The organism is Leifsonia sp. 115AMFTsu3.1, from assembly GCF_004362795.1.
Taxonomy (GTDB): domain Bacteria; phylum Actinomycetota; class Actinomycetes; order Actinomycetales; family Microbacteriaceae; genus Leifsonia.
This window is the reverse complement of the sequence record NZ_SNYB01000002.1, coordinates 995,813-1,011,050: the sequence shown is the minus strand read 5'-3', so window position 1 is coordinate 1,011,050 and position 15,238 is coordinate 995,813. Positions and strand designations below refer to the sequence as shown.

The following is a 15,238-nucleotide window of genomic DNA, read 5'->3' as shown; positions in this document are numbered from 1 at the left end:
GCCAGGATGGAGGCATGGCTTCCGGTGCGGTCGGCACGGTCACCCGTGGCACGACGAACACGAACCGGCTGCGCCGTGTCGACCGCTGGATCGCCGCGCAGCCGGTGCTCCGCCGCACCTCCGACCCGGTCGTCGTCGACCTCGGCTACGGCGCCAGCGGGGTCACCGCGCTGGAGCTGCACCAGCGGCTGGCCCGGGTGCGGCCGGATGTGGAGGTCGTCGGCCTCGAGATCGAGCCGGGCCGGGTGCGCACGGCGAACGAGCAGCTGGCCGCGGTGCGCGAGGGCCGGACGGGCTTCGCAGCGGACGCGCGCATCCGGTTCGCGCTGGGCGGCTTCGAGGTGCCGCTTCCCGACGGCCGGCGTGCCGCGGTGATCCGCGCGTTCAACGTACTGCGGCAGTACCGGGAGGCGGATGTCGCCGAGGCCTGGGAGCGGATGCGCGCGCGACTGCAGCCGGGCGGCATCCTGGTCGAGGGCACCTGCGACGAGATCGGGCGCATCTCCAGCTGGGTGGAGCTCGACACCGCCGGCCCGCGCACGCTCACCGTCTCGCTGCGGCTCCGCGGTCTGGACACCCCCTCGATCGCCGCCGAGCGGCTCCCGAAGGCACTCATCCACCGGAACGTTCCGGGCGAGCGCGTGCACGACTTCCTGGCCGAGCTCGACCGGCTGTGGCGCATCCACTCGCCCCTCGCCGCCTACGGCCCGAGCCAGCGGTGGATCGCCGTGGCACAGGGGATGCGGGACGCGGGCTGGCCGGTCGTCGGCGGCCGGACGCGCTGGCGGCTGGGCGAGCTGACCGTGGCGTGGGATGCGGTAGCGCCGAACCCCTGAAGCAAGCGGCCCTTCGCGCAGCCCGCTCACGCCTCCGCCCGCGACCTCCACAGCAGCCAGAGGAAGTACGGCGCCCCGATCACGGCGGTGACCAGACCGACCGGGATCTGCGCGGGCGCGATCAGCGTCCGGCCCACCGTGTCGGCGACGCTGACGAGGATCGCCCCGAGCAGCGCGGCGACCGGCAGCACGCGCGCGTGCCGTTGACCGACCAGCGATCGGGCGGCGTGCGGAGCGACCAGCCCGACGAAGGCGATCACGCCGACGGCCGCCACGGCCGCGGCGGTGAGGGCGACCGCGATCGCCAGCAGCCCGAGCCGGGCGCGGCCGAGCCGGACGCCGAGCACCCGCGGGGTGTCCGGGTCGAGTCCGACGATGTCGAGCTCCCGGGTGGCCGCCGCCAGCAGCGGCACCGCGACCAGGAGCACCACCAGCACCGGCAGCACCTGCGGGAACGTGCGGCCGTACGTCGAGCCGGACAGCCACACCAGGGCTTTCGCGCCGTTGAACGGGTCGGTCAGCACGATCAACAGGCTGGTCAGGGCGGTCGCGCCGGAGGAGACGCCGATGCCGATCAGGATGAGACGGTTCTGCTCCAGCCCACGCCGTGCGGCGAGGCCGAACACCAGCAGGGCGGCGGCCGCCGCACCGGCGAGCGCTGCTCCTCCGACCAGCCAGAAGCTCGCCAGCGGGACGGCCGTGATGACGGCGATCGCTCCAACGCCCGCTCCCCCGACGACGCCGAGGATGGCGGGTTCGGCGAGCGGGTTGCGCGACACCGCCTGCACGATCGTGCCCGCCAGGGCGAGGGCGGCACCTGCGAGGAGTGCCGCGGCGACCCGCGGGAGGCGCGTGTCGAGCACGAAGGACACCACGCGTCCGGCGCGACCGGTGATGCCGTTCCACACGTCGCCGAGAAGCAGGCGCGCATCCCCCAGGAGGACGGCAGCGACCAGCGCGGCGACGAGAGCGACGCAGCAGACCACCAGCGTGATCACGAAGGCGCGCCTGCTGCGCAGTTTCACCGCCGCGTTCGTCGCGGTGTTCGACGACGTGTCGCGCGACCGGTACGCCAGGAACACGAGCACGCCGGCGCCGAAGACCGTTGTCACGATCCCGGTCGGCACCGCGACGCCCGCCTGCCCGCCGAACACCGCGCGGAGCAGCACGTCGGCGATCAGGACGACGAGCATCCCCGCCACCGCGGAGGCCGGCAGGAACGCCCGATGGCGGGCCAGCCCGGGCACCCGCGACGCCAGCAGCCGCACGATCGCGGGCGCGCACAGCCCGACGAACGCGATCGGCCCTGCGATGGTCACCGCCACCGCCGAGAGCAGCACCGCGAGAACCACGACCACCGCGCGGGTGGTGCGCGGGTTCACCCCGACCGAGGCGGCGCCGTCATCACCGAGGGCGAGGATGTCGAGCCGCCGGCAGAGCACCAGCAGACCCGCGAATGCGACGACGGCGAGCGGCAGGAGCTGCAGCACCCCGTCCATCCCGGTCTGCACGAGCGACCCGTTGCCCCACGCGAACAGACCGGTCGTCTCCTGCGAGTAGAAGAGCAGCAGCATCCCGCTGACCCCGCTCAGCGCGAGCGTCAGCGCGGAACCCGCCAGAACCAGCCGGACCGGGCCGGCTCCCCCACGCGACAGCCCCAGCACGACGACGGCCGCGATCAGACCGCCGCAGAAGGCGATCGCTCCAGCCGGGAGCACCGGAAGGGAGATGCCGAAGGCGGCGACAGCAACGACGGCCAGGTAGGCACCCGCGTTCACCGCAAGCGTGTCGGGAGCGGCCAGGGGATTCCGGGAGACGGACTGCAGGGCCGCCCCCGCCGCGCCCAGGGTCGCGCCGACCACGAGCCCGGCGGCGAGCCGGGGCAGCCGGGAGGCGGCGAGCACGGCATCCGCCTGCGCTGCACCCGACTCCCCCGCCCCCGCTCCCCCGGTCAGAGCACGCCAAAGGGCGTCCGGCGCGAGCACGGCGGTCCCCTGCGAGAGGTGGATGAGCGAGAGCGCCACCACCGCGACCGCGGCCGCGCAGGCCAGAAGGGCGAGCCGTCCGCCGGCTCCCCGGCGGACGGCGACGGCCTGCGTCACTTCGTGAGGGCGTCGACCAGCGCCGCGACGTACTGCTTCATCGACGCGGGGCCTCCGAACATCCAGATGCCGTCGGGCAGGCGGTGCACGTCGCCGGCCGTGACGAACGGGAGGGAGGCCCACACGGCGTTATCCTTCAGTGCACCCTGGAACGGGTCGCTGCCGTCGACGTCGTTCGCGATGTAGGCGAACTGCACGTCTCCGAGGGATGTCAGCCCCTCCACGTCGGTCGCGGCGAGGCCGTACGCCTCGTCGCCCTTCAGCGTCCACGGGTTGGCGAGGCCGAGCTTCTCGTTCACGTCCGAGATCAGTGACCCGGCCGCGTACGGACGCACGGAGACGCTGTTGCCCTGCACCCATCCGTCGGCGAACGCGACCTTCGCACCGGACAGGCCCGCATCGGCGAGCTTCTTCTTGCCGTCGGCGACCGCCGTCTCGAACGACGCCAGCTCGGTCTTCGCGCGGTCCTCCGTCCCGGTCGCCTTCGCGATCAGGTTCACGTTGTCGGTCATCTGCTCCAGCTGGCGGGAGGCGTCGGCCGACCGGACCACCAGCACCGGCGCCACGCGCTCCAGCTGGTCGATGGCGGAGTCCGAGAGGTCGGCCGTCGCGACCACCAGGTCCGGCTTGAGCGCGGCGACGGTGTCGACGCTCGGCTCCCCGCGCGTCCCGATGTCTTTCACGCCCTTCGGCAGCTTCTCCGCCGTGTCCCAGGCGCTGTAGCCCTTCACATCCGCGGCGCCCACCGGTTCGACGCCGAGGGTCAGCAGCATCTCGACCACGTTCCACTCGGTGCCGACGACCTTCTTCGCCGGACCGTCGAGGCGGACCTTCTCGCCACGGGCGTCGGTGACCGTCAGGGCGGCCCCGCCGTTCGTCTCGCCGCTGGCGGGTTCGGTCGTGCCGCAGCCGCTCAGCGCGATCGCGGCGGCGACCGCCAGGGCTGCCACGGGCAGGTGTCGTCGGATGTTCATCGGGTCCTTTCGGTTCGGAGGTGGTGGGCGCCGACGGCCCGCGTGCGCGGGACACCGGAGATCGGATCGGTCTCGACGTCGATGCGGATGGCGTAGACGTCGGTCAGGAGCTCGGGGTCGTACACCTCGGCCGCGGAACCGGCGGCGACGACGCGGCCGGAGCGCAGGAGCACGACGCGGTCGGAGACGGCGGCGGCCTGGTCGAGGTCGTGGAGTACGAGGCCGACGGTGACGCCGTGCAGGTCCGCCAGCTCGCGGACGAGGTCGAGGATCTCCACCTGGTAGCGCAGGTCGAGGTACGTCGTCGGCTCGTCCAACAGCAGTACATCCGTCTCCTGTGCGAGGCAGCACGCGAGCCACACGCGCTGCAACTGGCCGCCGGAGAGCGACTCGACACCGCGGTCGGCGAACGCCGCGACGCCGGTCAGCTCGAGCGCGCGGTCGATGGCGGCGCGGCCCTCCGGGTCGGTCGAGCGGAAGCGACGGCGGTACGGGTGACGGCCGAAGCCGACGACCTCGCGGACGCTCAAGCCCGCGGGCGTCGGACGGCTCTGGGCGAGCAGGGTGACGCGGCGGGCGAACTCCGGGCGGGAGAGGGCGAGAGCGTCGACCATCTCCGTCGCGTCGGCGTCTGCCGCGCCGGGGAGCAGCACCGAGCCGCCGCGCGCATCCTTCAACCGTGCGATCGCGCGGAGGAGTGTCGACTTGCCGCTGCCGTTCGGGCCGATGAGGGCGGTCACGCGCCCGCGCGGGAGGAGGAGATCCGCGCCGTGGACGACGTCGACGCCGTCGTAGGCGATGGTCACGTCAGAGGCGAGAAGGCCGGCGGTCGCAGTCACGAAAGTTAGGTTAGCTTAACCTAACTCGGTCGCCAAGCGGCAGCCGAACACAGCGGCCCAGCGGCGTCGCGTCAGCCGTTCAGGAACGCGGGGTGCGGGTGACGGCGCCCAGACGCGGGATCCGCGGAACCTGCGCAGCCGAGCCGGCCTCCGGCGGCACCACGATCTCCTGCCCAGCGGCGACCCGCACGCCGTCCGCCTCGACGGTGAGCGTGGCGTCGGGATCGGTCGACCGCTTCACCACGGCGAGCGCGATCGGACCCAGCTCGTAATGCACCGCCGACGAGGTCACGGCGCCCACCTCGCGGTCGGCGGCGGAGACGACCGCTCCGGATGCGGGGAGCACGCCCTCCGACCCGTCCAGATGAAGCATGACCAGGCGCCGCGGCGGGTGGCCCAGGTTGTGCACCTTGGCGACGGTCTCCTGCCCGCGGTAGCAGCCCTTGCTCAGGTGCACCGCCGTGCGCAGCCAGTCGAGCTCGTGCGGGATGGTCCGCTCGTCGACCTCCGTCGAGAAGCGCGGTCGCCAGGCCGCGATGCGCAGGGCGTCGGCGGCCAGCGTTCCGGCGACCGACAGCTCGCCCGAGCGGACGCGGGCGACGATCGAGGGCAGCGCGTCGCGCGGGACGAGGCGCTCGCTCCACGACCATCCCGCTCCGGGATGCTCGCCGTGCGCATACTGATGACCGCCCGGCGTCACGGCGCGCCAGGGATCGTGCCAGACCAGGGGAACGGCATTGGGCGCCGCCAGCGGCAGCGGCGGGTCGCCCAGCGTGCCGATCGTGGCGAGGTCGGCCGTGCGGTCGGCGAGCTCGACGCGCAGCATGAAACGCATGGAGTCGAGCCAGCCGAGCAGACCCTCCGCCTCCGGTCGGTCCACCAGCAGCCACAGGGTCTCGCCGTCGTCGACCAGCCGGACGGCGTGCTCGACACGACCCGTCACATCCAGCAGCAGGGTCTCCGACGACTCCCCCGGCCGCAGCCCGGTGAGCGCCTGGCTCGTGAGCGAGTTCAGCCAGCTGAGACGATCAGGACCCTGGATGGTCAGAACGGCCCGGTCGGACAGGTCTACGATCGCGCCGCGCTCCGCGAGGGCGCGCTGCTCGGCGAGGGGGCTGCCGTAGTGCGTGGGAACGCCCGTGCCGTCGGTGTCGACGGCGCCCGGCAGATCGAGGAACGGGGAGCGCTGATCGGGCTCCAGCTGGTCGGACATCGGCGGCGCCTCTCAGTCGACCTTGGCGAGCCGGGCGGAGGCGTGCGTGCGCAGCTCCTGGCCCAGGGCGGCGATGTCCCACGCCCACAGCAGGTGGCCGTCCACCAGACCGTAGAGGCGGGTCGCCGCGGTGTATTCCTTCGCCCCGGCCGTCCGCAGCACCGCGTCGGTCGCCAGGTCGATGCGCGGACCGGCCACCTGGCCGACGTAGATCTCGCTCACGCCGTCGGGATGGATGATCGAGACATCGATGTCGAAGGCGCCGTGCGAATTGCGCAGGGTCTCGACGGACTGCGCCGTGTTGAACGGGCGGGAGCCGACACCGGGGAGCATCGCGGGACCGGCGTCGCCCTCGACCAGCTTGCGGCGCAGCCGCCAGTAGCCGGTCTCGGCGGCGAGCGGCGTGTTCTGCTCGTCGAGCACCCACGAGGTCGCCGAGTAGTTGAGGTAGCCGAGCCCGTCGTGGCTGAAGCTGACGCGCTGGCCGAACTCCAGCTGGGTGTGCTCCTCGTCGACGGTGTAGTCGAGCACACCTGTGCCCTCCCAGACGCCGATCAGCCAGGAGAGAGGGACGAGCTCGGCAGGGAGATCGGTGGGGATCTCGATCATGGCTTCGGCCTCAGGGCTCAGCGCTGACCGCGGAAGAGGTTGTACACGACCACGCCCGAGACGCCGAGGATGGCGAGAGTGGCCAGGCCCAGAAGGCCGATGAAGAAGAGTTCGAGAGCGACCAGCATGCTGCCAGTCTACCCAGCAGCCGCCGACACCAGGGCAAGAACGCCTCCGAACAGGCCCAGGATGACGAAGCTGCCGACGAAGGTCACCGCGAGCCGGTCGATGAAGCCGTCCTTCTGCTGCGTCGCCAGCTGCGCGACGAATCCCAGGAGCACCGAGACGCCCAGCGCGAGGGACAGCCAGGAAGCGTACTCGGCCGATCGCGCCACCGTGGCGATGAGGATGCCGAGCAGCAACGAGACGGCCCACACGGCGCCGATGCTGGTGAGCGTGGCCCATCGCGGCAGCGGCGGCTGCACGGGGCCGGCCGCGGCGGCCGGACCCATCACGTGCATCGGCGGGGTGTCCGGGGTGTCGTCGCTCACCCTCCCATTGTGCCCCGGCGCGGGCCCGCGGCTGCTGCCGGACAGTGCGGGCGGCTGTTTCCGGTAGCATTACGGCACGGTTTCCCGGCGGGTGAGGAGGAATGTGTGGCGCAGCTTCTGATCCTGACCTCTGCGCCGAACCCCACCGCGCCCCGCACTCCAGGGGCGACCTCCTCGGTCTCCGACGCCGCCGGTCCGGGCGCGGAGGTGCTGCCGTCCCTCGCGCTGCTGAGCCACCGGGTGCGTCAGATCCCGGCCGAACCGGCCTCCCTGGTGAACGCCCCGAGCTGCGACCTCATCTTCGTGGATGCGCGGCGGGACCTGGCGAGTGCGAAGTCGCTCTGCAAGATCCTCACGACGACCGGCGTCACGGTCCCGCTCGTCCTGGTGCTCACCGAGGGCGGTCTCACCGCGGTCAGCGCGGACTGGGGCGTCAGCGACGTCGTGCTCGACTCCGCGGGCCCCGCCGAACTGGATGCGCGCATCCGTCTCGCCATCGGGCGCCAGACGCAGGAGCATTCTCAGTCGAAGATCCAGGCCTCCGGCATCACGATCGACGAGGCCAGCTACTCCGCCAAGGCCCACGGCCGCCAGCTCGACCTCACGTTCAAGGAGTTCGAGCTGCTCCGCTTCTTCGCGACGCATCCTTCGCGCGTCTTCACCCGCGAGCAGCTGCTCAGCGAGGTGTGGGGCTACGACTATTTCGGCGGCACCCGGACGGTCGACGTCCACGTGCGACGCCTGCGGGCCAAGCTCGGCGACCTGGAGTCGCTGATCGGCACCGTGCGCAACGTCGGATACCGGTTCAACGTGTACGAGGAGGAGAATGACCGCCTCCCTACGTCTCTCCGTCCCTGACCTCGGCGATCCCGCACAACGGCAGGCGTTCTTCGAGGTCGCCGCGGCCGCCGCGGAAGAGGACGGCGCCGACGCCTTCAACGAGCAGGCGCGCCTCGATCTCGACGCCGGCCGGCGCTCCCCCGTCGTCGCCACCGCGACCGGCGACGCGGCGGACGGACGGGTGGTCGCAGCCGGGGCGGTCGGACGCGGCGAACTCGACCTGGTCGTCGACCCGCTGTTCCGCGGCCTCGGCTTCGGAGAGGCCGTGCTCGAGGGGATGCTCGCGAGCGCGGCCGGGTCGCTGACCGCGTGGTCGCACGGGGCGCATCCCGCAGCCGCACGGCTGGCCGAGCGCTTCGGATTCGTGCCGGTGCGGCGGCTGCTCCACCTGACCGCCCCCGTGCCTCCGGCGTCGTCAGCGCCGGGCCCTTGGCCTATTTCCGCGCCGTATTCGATCGAGGCGTTCCGCCCGGGCGCCGACGACGAGGAGTGGGTGGCGGTCAACGCGCGCATCTTCTCGTCGCATCCCGAGCAGGGCTCGCTCACCGTCGACGATCTCCGCGACCGGATCGACGAGCCGTGGTTCGACGCGGACGACCTGCTCGTGCTGCGCGACGGCGACGGCCGGATGGTCGGCTACGACTGGGTGAAGGTAGAGGACGACGCCGGCGAGATCTACGTGCTGGGCGTCGACCCGGAGCTCGCCGGGCAGGGGCTCGGCCGGAGCCTCTTGCGCGCCGGGTTCGCCCGGCTGGCGGACCGCGGTGTCAGCACGGCCGACCTCTACGTGGAGGGCGACAACGAGTCGGCGCTCGCGCTCTACCGCTCCGCGGGGTTCGTCGACCACACGGTCGACATCCAGTACCGCAGGGACCGCACGGCGTAGCTCATCTACGCGGATTCCCTCCACAGGCAGCGTTTATCCACCGTTTACGCAGCGCCGTCACCACGGCCCGCTCCCGGTGCCATGATGGGGGGATGGACGAGCGCACGACTCTGGAGAACGGCCTTCTCGACACGGGGCTGGGCGGCAGCCTGGGCAGCGACTTCGACGACGACTTCGCTCCCTTCATCTACGAGCCCGACCCGACCCTGCCGGACGACCGCTACCTCGACCGCGAGCTGAGCTGGCTCGCGTTCAACCAGCGCGTGCTGGAGCTGGCGGAGGACCCGCTGCTCCCCGTGCTCGAGCGCGCGAACTTCCTCGCCATCTTCGCGAGCAACCTGGACGAGTTCTTCATGGTCCGCGTCGCCGGCCTGAAGCGCCGTATCGCCACAGGACTCGCTGTGCCCACGAACGTCGGGCGCGCCCCGCAGGACGTACTCGCCGACATCTCCGAGAAGGCGCACGAACTGCAACTGCGCCACGCACGGGCGTACCACGACCTGGTCCTCCCCGCCCTGCGCGATGCGGGCATCACGGTCGTGACGTACGACCAGCTCGACGACGCCGACAAGGTGCAGCTGCGCGAGATCTTCTCGCAGCAGATCTTCCCGGTACTGATGCCGCTCGCCGTCGACCCGGCGCACCCGTTCCCCTACATCTCGGGGCTCTCGCTCAACCTCGCCGTGCGCGTCCGCAACTCGCGCACGGGCAAGGAGCAGTTCGCCCGCCTCAAAGTGCCGCAGATGCTGCCGCGGTTCGTCCGCATCGACCAGCGCGAGACCGTCGGCCAGGTGCGCTTCATCACCCTCGAGGAGCTCATCGCCAACCACCTCGGCGACCTCTTCCCCGGCATGGAGATCCTCGACCACCACGTCTTCCGCGTCACCCGCAACGAAGACGTCGAGATCGACGAGGACGAGACCGAGAACCTCATCCAGGCGCTCGAGCGCGAGCTGCTGCGACGACGCTTCGGTCCGCCGATCCGTCTGGAGGTCACGGACGACGTCGACCCGGTCACCCTCGGGCTGCTCGTGCGCGAGCTCGATGTGACCGACCAGGAGGTGTACCGCCTCCCGGCGCCGCTCGACCTCGGCGGCCTCTTCGACCTCGCCAAGATCGACCGCCCCGACCTCCACTACCCGAACCACGTGCCGACCACGCCGGCGCAGCTGATGCCGAGCGAGCCGAACGCCAAGCCCGACATCTTCGCGGCGATCGCCCGGCAGGATGTGCTCGTCCACCACCCGTACGAATCGTTCGCGACCAGCGTCCAGGCCTTCCTGGAACAGGCGGCGGCCGACCCGCACGTGCTCGCCATCAAGCAGACGCTGTACCGCACCTCGGGCGACAGCCCGATCGTCGAGGCGCTGATCGACGCGGCGGAGGCCGGCAAGCAGGTGCTCGCCCTGGTCGAGATCAAGGCCCGCTTCGACGAGCAGAACAACATCTCCTGGGCCCGGAAGCTCGAGAAGGCCGGCGTCCACGTCGTCTACGGCCTGGTGGGTCTCAAGACGCACTGCAAGCTCGCCCTCGTCATCCGCGAGGAGAAGGGCGTGCTCAAGAGCTACAGCCACATCGGCACGGGCAACTACAACCCCAAGACCTCCCGCATCTACGAAGACCTCGGGCTCTTCACCGACGACGACCAGGTCGGCAAAGACCTGACCCGCCTGTTCAACGAGCTCTCCGGCTACGCGATCGAGAAGAAGTTCAAGCGGCTGCTCGTCGCCCCGCTGCACCTGCGGAAGGGGCTCCTCAAGCGGATCGACACCGAGCGGGCCAACGCCGAGGCCGGCCGCCCGTCCGGCATCCGGATCAAGCTCAACTCGATCGTCGACGAGGCCATCATCGATGCCCTCTACCGGGCGAGCCAGGCCGGCGTTCCGGTCGACCTGTGGGTGCGCGGCATCTGCGGAGTCGTGCCGGGCCGCGAAGGCCTGTCGGAGAACATCCGCGTCCGCTCGGTCCTCGGCCGGTACCTCGAGCACTCCCGCGTCTTCTCGTTCGTCAACGGCGGCGACCCCCAGGTGTACATCGGCAGCGCCGACATGATGCACCGCAACCTCGACCGCCGGGTCGAGGCGCTCGTCCGCCTCACCGAGCCCGAGCACCTGCGCGAGCTGAGCGACCTCTTCGACCTCGCGTTCGACGAGCGCACCGCCACGTGGAAGCTCGACCAGGACGGCGTGTGGACGCGGCACCACCTCGACGAGAACGGCAAGCCGCTGGTCGACCTGCAGAACAAGCTCATCCAGCAGTACAGTCACCGCCCACGCAGCACCCGTACGGGAACGAGGCGGTGAGCCCGGCCATCTACGCCGCGGGCGCCCTCTGCTGGCGCGTCGTGGACGATCGGATCGTCGTGCTCGTCGTGCACCGCACCAAGTACGGCGACGTGACGATCCCCAAGGGAAAAGTCGACCCCGGCGAGACGCTGCCGCAGACGGCCGTGCGCGAGATCGAGGAGGAAACGGGGCTGAAGATCGGCCTCGGAGTCCCGCTCGGCGTCTCGACCTATCCCCTCAGCAGCGGCCGCGAGAAGATCGTGCACTACTGGGCGGCGGAGGTCGGCGAGAAGGCCATCCTGCGCTCCACCTTCGTGCCGAACAGCGAGATCGCCGCGATCGAGTGGGTCACGATCAAGAAGGCGCGCGGCTACCTCACCTACGAGCGGGATGTCGAGATCCTCGACGCGTTCGACGCGCTCGTCCACCAGGGCATCACCTCCACGTTCGCGCTGATCGCGCTGCGACACGGCAAGGCGGCGCCCCGCGACCGCTGGGACGGCTCCGACGCCTCCCGGCCGCTCACAGAGCGCGGCGTCAAGCAGGCCGCGGCCGACGTTGCGACCCTCGAGACGTGGCGTCCGAAGCGGATCGTCACGAGCGACGCGGTGCGCTGCGTCACCACGGTGGCTCCGCTCGCGGCGGCGACCGGCATCAAGCCCCACCGCGATCACGACATCAGCCAGGACGCCTACGAGGAGGGCCGCGGGGATGTGCGGGGCGTCGTCGGCAAGCGCGTCCGCTCCCGCAAGACAGCCGTGCTGTGCAGCCACGGCCCGGTGCTGCCCGAGATCATGCGCGAGATCGCCCTGGCGACCGGCACGATGCCGGGCGCCTACCTCGACGACGCGGCCGATCTCGACACCGGCGGCTTCTCGGTCGTGCATCTCTCGGCGACGAACCCGGCGTCCGGGATCGTCTCCATCGAGACCTACGCGCCCCTGGAGGGTTAGCACACCGCACATCCATCTTCCATAGTTGCAGCTGAGATATCACCCTGTTAGTGTCGGTGAGTGCCATTCGGCACGTCTCCGTTCCACCAGAGGAAATGAATGACCAGCTCAACGCGCATCCGCTTCGGCGCGCTCACGGCAGCCGCTGCCGTGGTCGCCGGCGGATTCTTCGCCGCCGCTCCGGCCACTGCCGCGACCGGCACCCTGACGCTCGCCAACACCACGTTCACCGCGGGCGACTGGGGTGCGGGCCTCAACGTCGCGGGCTCCGGTTTCACCGCCGACGCGGTCGTGACCATCACCGTGGAGACCTCCGACCACACCGCCATCGACCTGCACGATGTGACGGCCGACGCATCCGGCTCCTTCCAGGAGACCTACACCCCGTTCGTCACGCTGCCCCTCCCGGCCGCGGGCGACACCCTCTCGGTGACCGCGACGAGCAACCTCGGTGACACCTCCAACTCGGTGCCGCTCACGGTGAACCCCGCGACGCTGCCGAAGAGCATCGTCTCGAGCGTCTCCACCATCACGACGGCGCAGCTGACCGACAAGAACAGCGGCATCTCCATCCTCGCCTCGGGTTACACCCCCGGCGAGCAGGTGAAGGTGACGGTCGACTACGCGGGTGACGCCCTCGACCTCGGCCCGTACACGGTCGAGGCGGACGGCTCCGTCGTCTTCGGCTTCTACCTCGCCGGCGGCGTCGCGACCGCCGGCCCGCTCACCGTGACGGTGGCCGGTCAGCAGTCCGGCGTCAGCCAGAGCGTGACCATCCAGGTCACCGGTGAGGACGTCGCCGTCGGCGGCGGCACCGCGCCGTCGCTCGGTGGCGCTGCGACCGCGGCGGCCTCCGGCCCGTCGCGCCTCCCCGTCGTCAGCGGCTGATCGGCGCCTGACGATTCGTGGCGGCGCGGACCCGATCGGTCCGCGCCGCCACTCGCGGTTCACGGCGCCCTCCATCCCACACACCCTCCGACCCCGCCCAGACCTGACCCGACGACAGAGACACCATGACGAACCGCCGCATCCTCCCCGCCCTGCTCTGCACCGCCGCCCTGCTCGCGTCCCTCTCCGCCTGTGCCCCCGGCGACGCGAAGCCCACCAACAGCGCCTCGCCGCGGCCCACCGCAACCGCCGAAGCCGCCCCCGCGCTGCCGCCCGGACTCTCCCCGTCCGAGCTGAAGGCGCTCCCCACCGCCTCCTTCGACGCGGTCATCCCCGGCCTCATCGCGGCACCCGAGAAGGCCGAGATCCGCACCGCGTTCCGTCTGGCCTTCGACACCGCCGCGTACGCCGGCGACTTCCGGACGCCGGTCGCGCTCATCCCCGCCAACAACTTCCTCGGCGAGCCGACCGTGGTGGTCCGTGTGAAGACGCGCGGCGACTGGTCACTCATCCTCACGCCGGCACGGAAGCAGCTCCCCTCGAAGGCGACCGCGGCCGACCCCGCACCCGCCCAGAGCGCAGCCTGGGTGCCGACGAGGCTGCTGCGCGTCTCGGCGACCCTTACCAAGCGGGTCGTGATCTCGACGGAGGAGCAGAAGCTCAGCATCCTGGATGGCGCGGGCCGCACCCTGCAGGAGTTCGCGGTCGGCGTCGGCACCGACTCGACGCCCACTCCGACCGGCACCGGCTACCTGCAGGCCCGCTACCTGGACCCCGCGCAGGGCCAGGAGGAGCACCGCATCCAACTCACTTCGCTGCATGCGACCGCGGCCGACGAGCCCTACGACGGTTCCGACGGCGGCCTCATCGGCATCCACTACCAGTCGACGGCGGCCGGCGCCGTCTCGCACGGCTGCGTGCGGCTGTCGGCCGAGGCGATCGCCGCCGTCGACGCCCTCCCCCTCGGGACACCGGTGCAGATCACCGGCTGACCCGCGGATTCACAGGAGCACGAGGACAAGAGGACGCCCGGCGTTAACCTCCCGTTTACCACCGCGGGGGACTCTGGACAGACACCGGGAATAGCGTCTCACGCGGGTCGCACCGACCCCGTCCTGTTGTTACTGATCCCCGAAGGGACAACTGTGAAACTCAAGCGCATCGGCGCTCCCGTGGCACTCCTCGCCGCAGCCGCCATCTCTCTCACCGCCTGTGCGGCGAACGAGGGCAGCACGCCGTCGACCACGACGGCCAAGGCCTCGAACCTGTCCGGCACGCTGAACGGCATCGGCTCGTCCGCCCAGGGCGCGGCGCAGACGGTGTGGGCCGCCGGCTTCCAGGAGGCCAACCCGAAGGCCACCATCAACTACGACCCGCAGGGCTCCGGCGCCGGCCGCAAGAGCTTCATCTCGGGTGCCGCCGACTTCGCCGGCTCCGACGCCGCGCTGAAGACCGAGGAGCTCGGCTCCACGTTCGCCGGCTGCGCCGCGGACAGCAAGGGCATCGACCTCCCCGTCTACATCTCCCCGATCGCGATCGCGTACAACGTCGACGGCGTGAAGGACCTCAAGCTCGACGCCGCGACCATCGCCGGCATCTTCTCGGGCAAGATCACCACGTGGGACGACGCCAAGATCAAGGACCAGAACTCGGGCGCCTCGCTCCCGTCGGCCCCGATCACGGTCGTTCACCGCTCCGACGACTCGGGCACCACCCAGAACTTCACCGAGTACCTCGCCGCGAACGCCCCCGACGTCTGGACGGCCCCGGCCTCCCAGACCTTCCCGTTCCAGGTCGGTGACGCAGCCAAGGGCACCTCGGGTGTCGCGGACGCCACCAAGAACGCGAAGAACTCGATCACGTACATCGACGAGTCGGGCTCGGCGGGCCTCAGCATCGCCCAGCTCAAGGTCGGCGACAACTACGAGAAGATCAGCGCCGACGGTGCTGCCGCCGTGGTCGCCGCTTCCCCCATCGCCGATGGTCGCGAGGCCAACGACCTGGCCATCCAGATCGACCGCAAGGACACCAAGAAGGGCGCCTGGCCGCTCGTCCTGGTCTCCTACATCATCGCGTGCCAGGAGTACAAGGACGCCGCCAAGGCGGACCTGGTGAAGGGCTACGTCGACTACATCATCTCGAGCGACGCCCAGAAGGCCGCTGCGGAGCAGGCCGGCTCGGCCCCGCTCGCGAGCGACCTGGCCGACAAGGTCTCCAAGGCCGTCGCCAGCATCAAGTAACACCACGCCGCTCGGCCTGGGCTGCCCCGCAGCCCGGGCCGAGCGGTGCTCCCGTCCTCAGCCGTCCCCCACGGCGCACCCG

General features: G+C 71.2%; 14 protein-coding genes. 8 read left to right on the top strand and 6 right to left on the bottom strand.

What is annotated here, in order from left to right; translation table 11 throughout:
• Positions 1 to 14 precede the first annotated feature (14 nt).
• Entirely contained in the window at positions 15 to 836 is an 822-nt protein-coding gene (locus tag AXZ95_RS15875) for a class I SAM-dependent methyltransferase (protein ID WP_018191806.1), read from the top strand.
• Between the two features lie 26 nt (positions 837 to 862).
• On the opposite strand, the gene AXZ95_RS15870 is transcribed toward AXZ95_RS15875, so the two are convergent.
• From AXZ95_RS15870 to AXZ95_RS15845, 6 genes are all read right to left on the bottom strand, one after another.
• Positions 863 to 2,938, bottom strand: a complete 2,076-nt coding sequence (locus AXZ95_RS15870) for an iron ABC transporter permease (protein WP_018191807.1) — start codon at positions 2,936 to 2,938, stop codon at positions 863 to 865.
• On the bottom strand, positions 2,935 to 3,912 hold the full coding sequence (locus AXZ95_RS15865) for an iron-siderophore ABC transporter substrate-binding protein (protein ID WP_018191808.1): 978 nt from the start codon (positions 3,910 to 3,912) through the stop codon (positions 2,935 to 2,937). Before AXZ95_RS15865 ends, AXZ95_RS15870 begins: the two co-directional genes overlap by 4 nt.
• Complete coding sequence (locus tag AXZ95_RS15860) at positions 3,909 to 4,751, bottom strand: ABC transporter ATP-binding protein (RefSeq protein WP_018191809.1); 843 nt, start codon at positions 4,749 to 4,751, stop codon at positions 3,909 to 3,911. Before AXZ95_RS15860 ends, AXZ95_RS15865 begins: the two co-directional genes overlap by 4 nt.
• A gap of 79 nt (positions 4,752 to 4,830) precedes the next feature.
• Positions 4,831 to 5,964, bottom strand: coding sequence for a glycine cleavage T C-terminal barrel domain-containing protein (locus tag AXZ95_RS15855; RefSeq protein WP_018191810.1), 1,134 nt, complete (start codon positions 5,962 to 5,964; stop codon positions 4,831 to 4,833).
• 12 nt (positions 5,965 to 5,976) lie between these two features.
• Entirely contained in the window at positions 5,977 to 6,573 is a 597-nt protein-coding gene (locus AXZ95_RS15850) for an FABP family protein (protein WP_018191811.1), read from the bottom strand.
• A 137-nt stretch (positions 6,574 to 6,710) separates the two neighbouring features.
• Positions 6,711 to 7,064, bottom strand: coding sequence for a hypothetical protein (locus tag AXZ95_RS15845; RefSeq protein WP_018191813.1), 354 nt, complete (start codon positions 7,062 to 7,064; stop codon positions 6,711 to 6,713).
• 207 nt (positions 7,065 to 7,271) lie between these two features.
• Here AXZ95_RS15845 and AXZ95_RS15840 point away from each other — a divergent pair, with 207 nt between their 5' ends.
• From AXZ95_RS15840 to pstS, 7 genes are all read left to right on the top strand, one after another.
• On the top strand, positions 7,272 to 7,922 hold the full coding sequence (locus AXZ95_RS15840; RefSeq protein WP_172823246.1) for a response regulator transcription factor: 651 nt from the start codon (positions 7,272 to 7,274) through the stop codon (positions 7,920 to 7,922).
• Positions 7,891 to 8,790, top strand: a complete 900-nt coding sequence (gene mshD, locus AXZ95_RS15835; RefSeq protein WP_018191815.1) for a mycothiol synthase — start codon at positions 7,891 to 7,893, stop codon at positions 8,788 to 8,790. Before AXZ95_RS15840 ends, mshD begins: the two co-directional genes overlap by 32 nt.
• 92 nt (positions 8,791 to 8,882) lie before the next feature.
• Positions 8,883 to 11,093, top strand: coding sequence for an RNA degradosome polyphosphate kinase (locus AXZ95_RS15830; RefSeq protein ID WP_018191816.1), 2,211 nt, complete (start codon positions 8,883 to 8,885; stop codon positions 11,091 to 11,093).
• Positions 11,090 to 12,028 (top strand): NUDIX domain-containing protein, encoded by a 939-nt coding sequence (locus AXZ95_RS15825; RefSeq protein WP_018191817.1) that lies wholly within the window; start codon positions 11,090 to 11,092, stop codon positions 12,026 to 12,028. Before AXZ95_RS15830 ends, AXZ95_RS15825 begins: the two co-directional genes overlap by 4 nt.
• 99 nt (positions 12,029 to 12,127) lie before the next feature.
• Positions 12,128 to 12,916 carry a hypothetical protein gene (locus AXZ95_RS15820; RefSeq protein WP_018191818.1) on the top strand — a complete coding sequence of 263 codons (789 nt, stop codon included), beginning with the start codon at positions 12,128 to 12,130 and terminating at the stop codon, positions 12,914 to 12,916.
• A gap of 125 nt (positions 12,917 to 13,041) precedes the next feature.
• The gene (locus AXZ95_RS15815; RefSeq protein ID WP_018191819.1) at positions 13,042 to 13,908 is read left to right on the top strand and encodes a L,D-transpeptidase; all 867 of its coding nucleotides are present in this window, start codon (positions 13,042 to 13,044) and stop codon (positions 13,906 to 13,908) included.
• A gap of 153 nt (positions 13,909 to 14,061) precedes the next feature.
• Positions 14,062 to 15,156 carry a phosphate ABC transporter substrate-binding protein PstS gene (pstS, locus tag AXZ95_RS15810; protein WP_018191820.1) on the top strand — a complete coding sequence of 365 codons (1,095 nt, stop codon included), beginning with the start codon at positions 14,062 to 14,064 and terminating at the stop codon, positions 15,154 to 15,156.
• Positions 15,157 to 15,238: the final 82 nt, after the last annotated feature.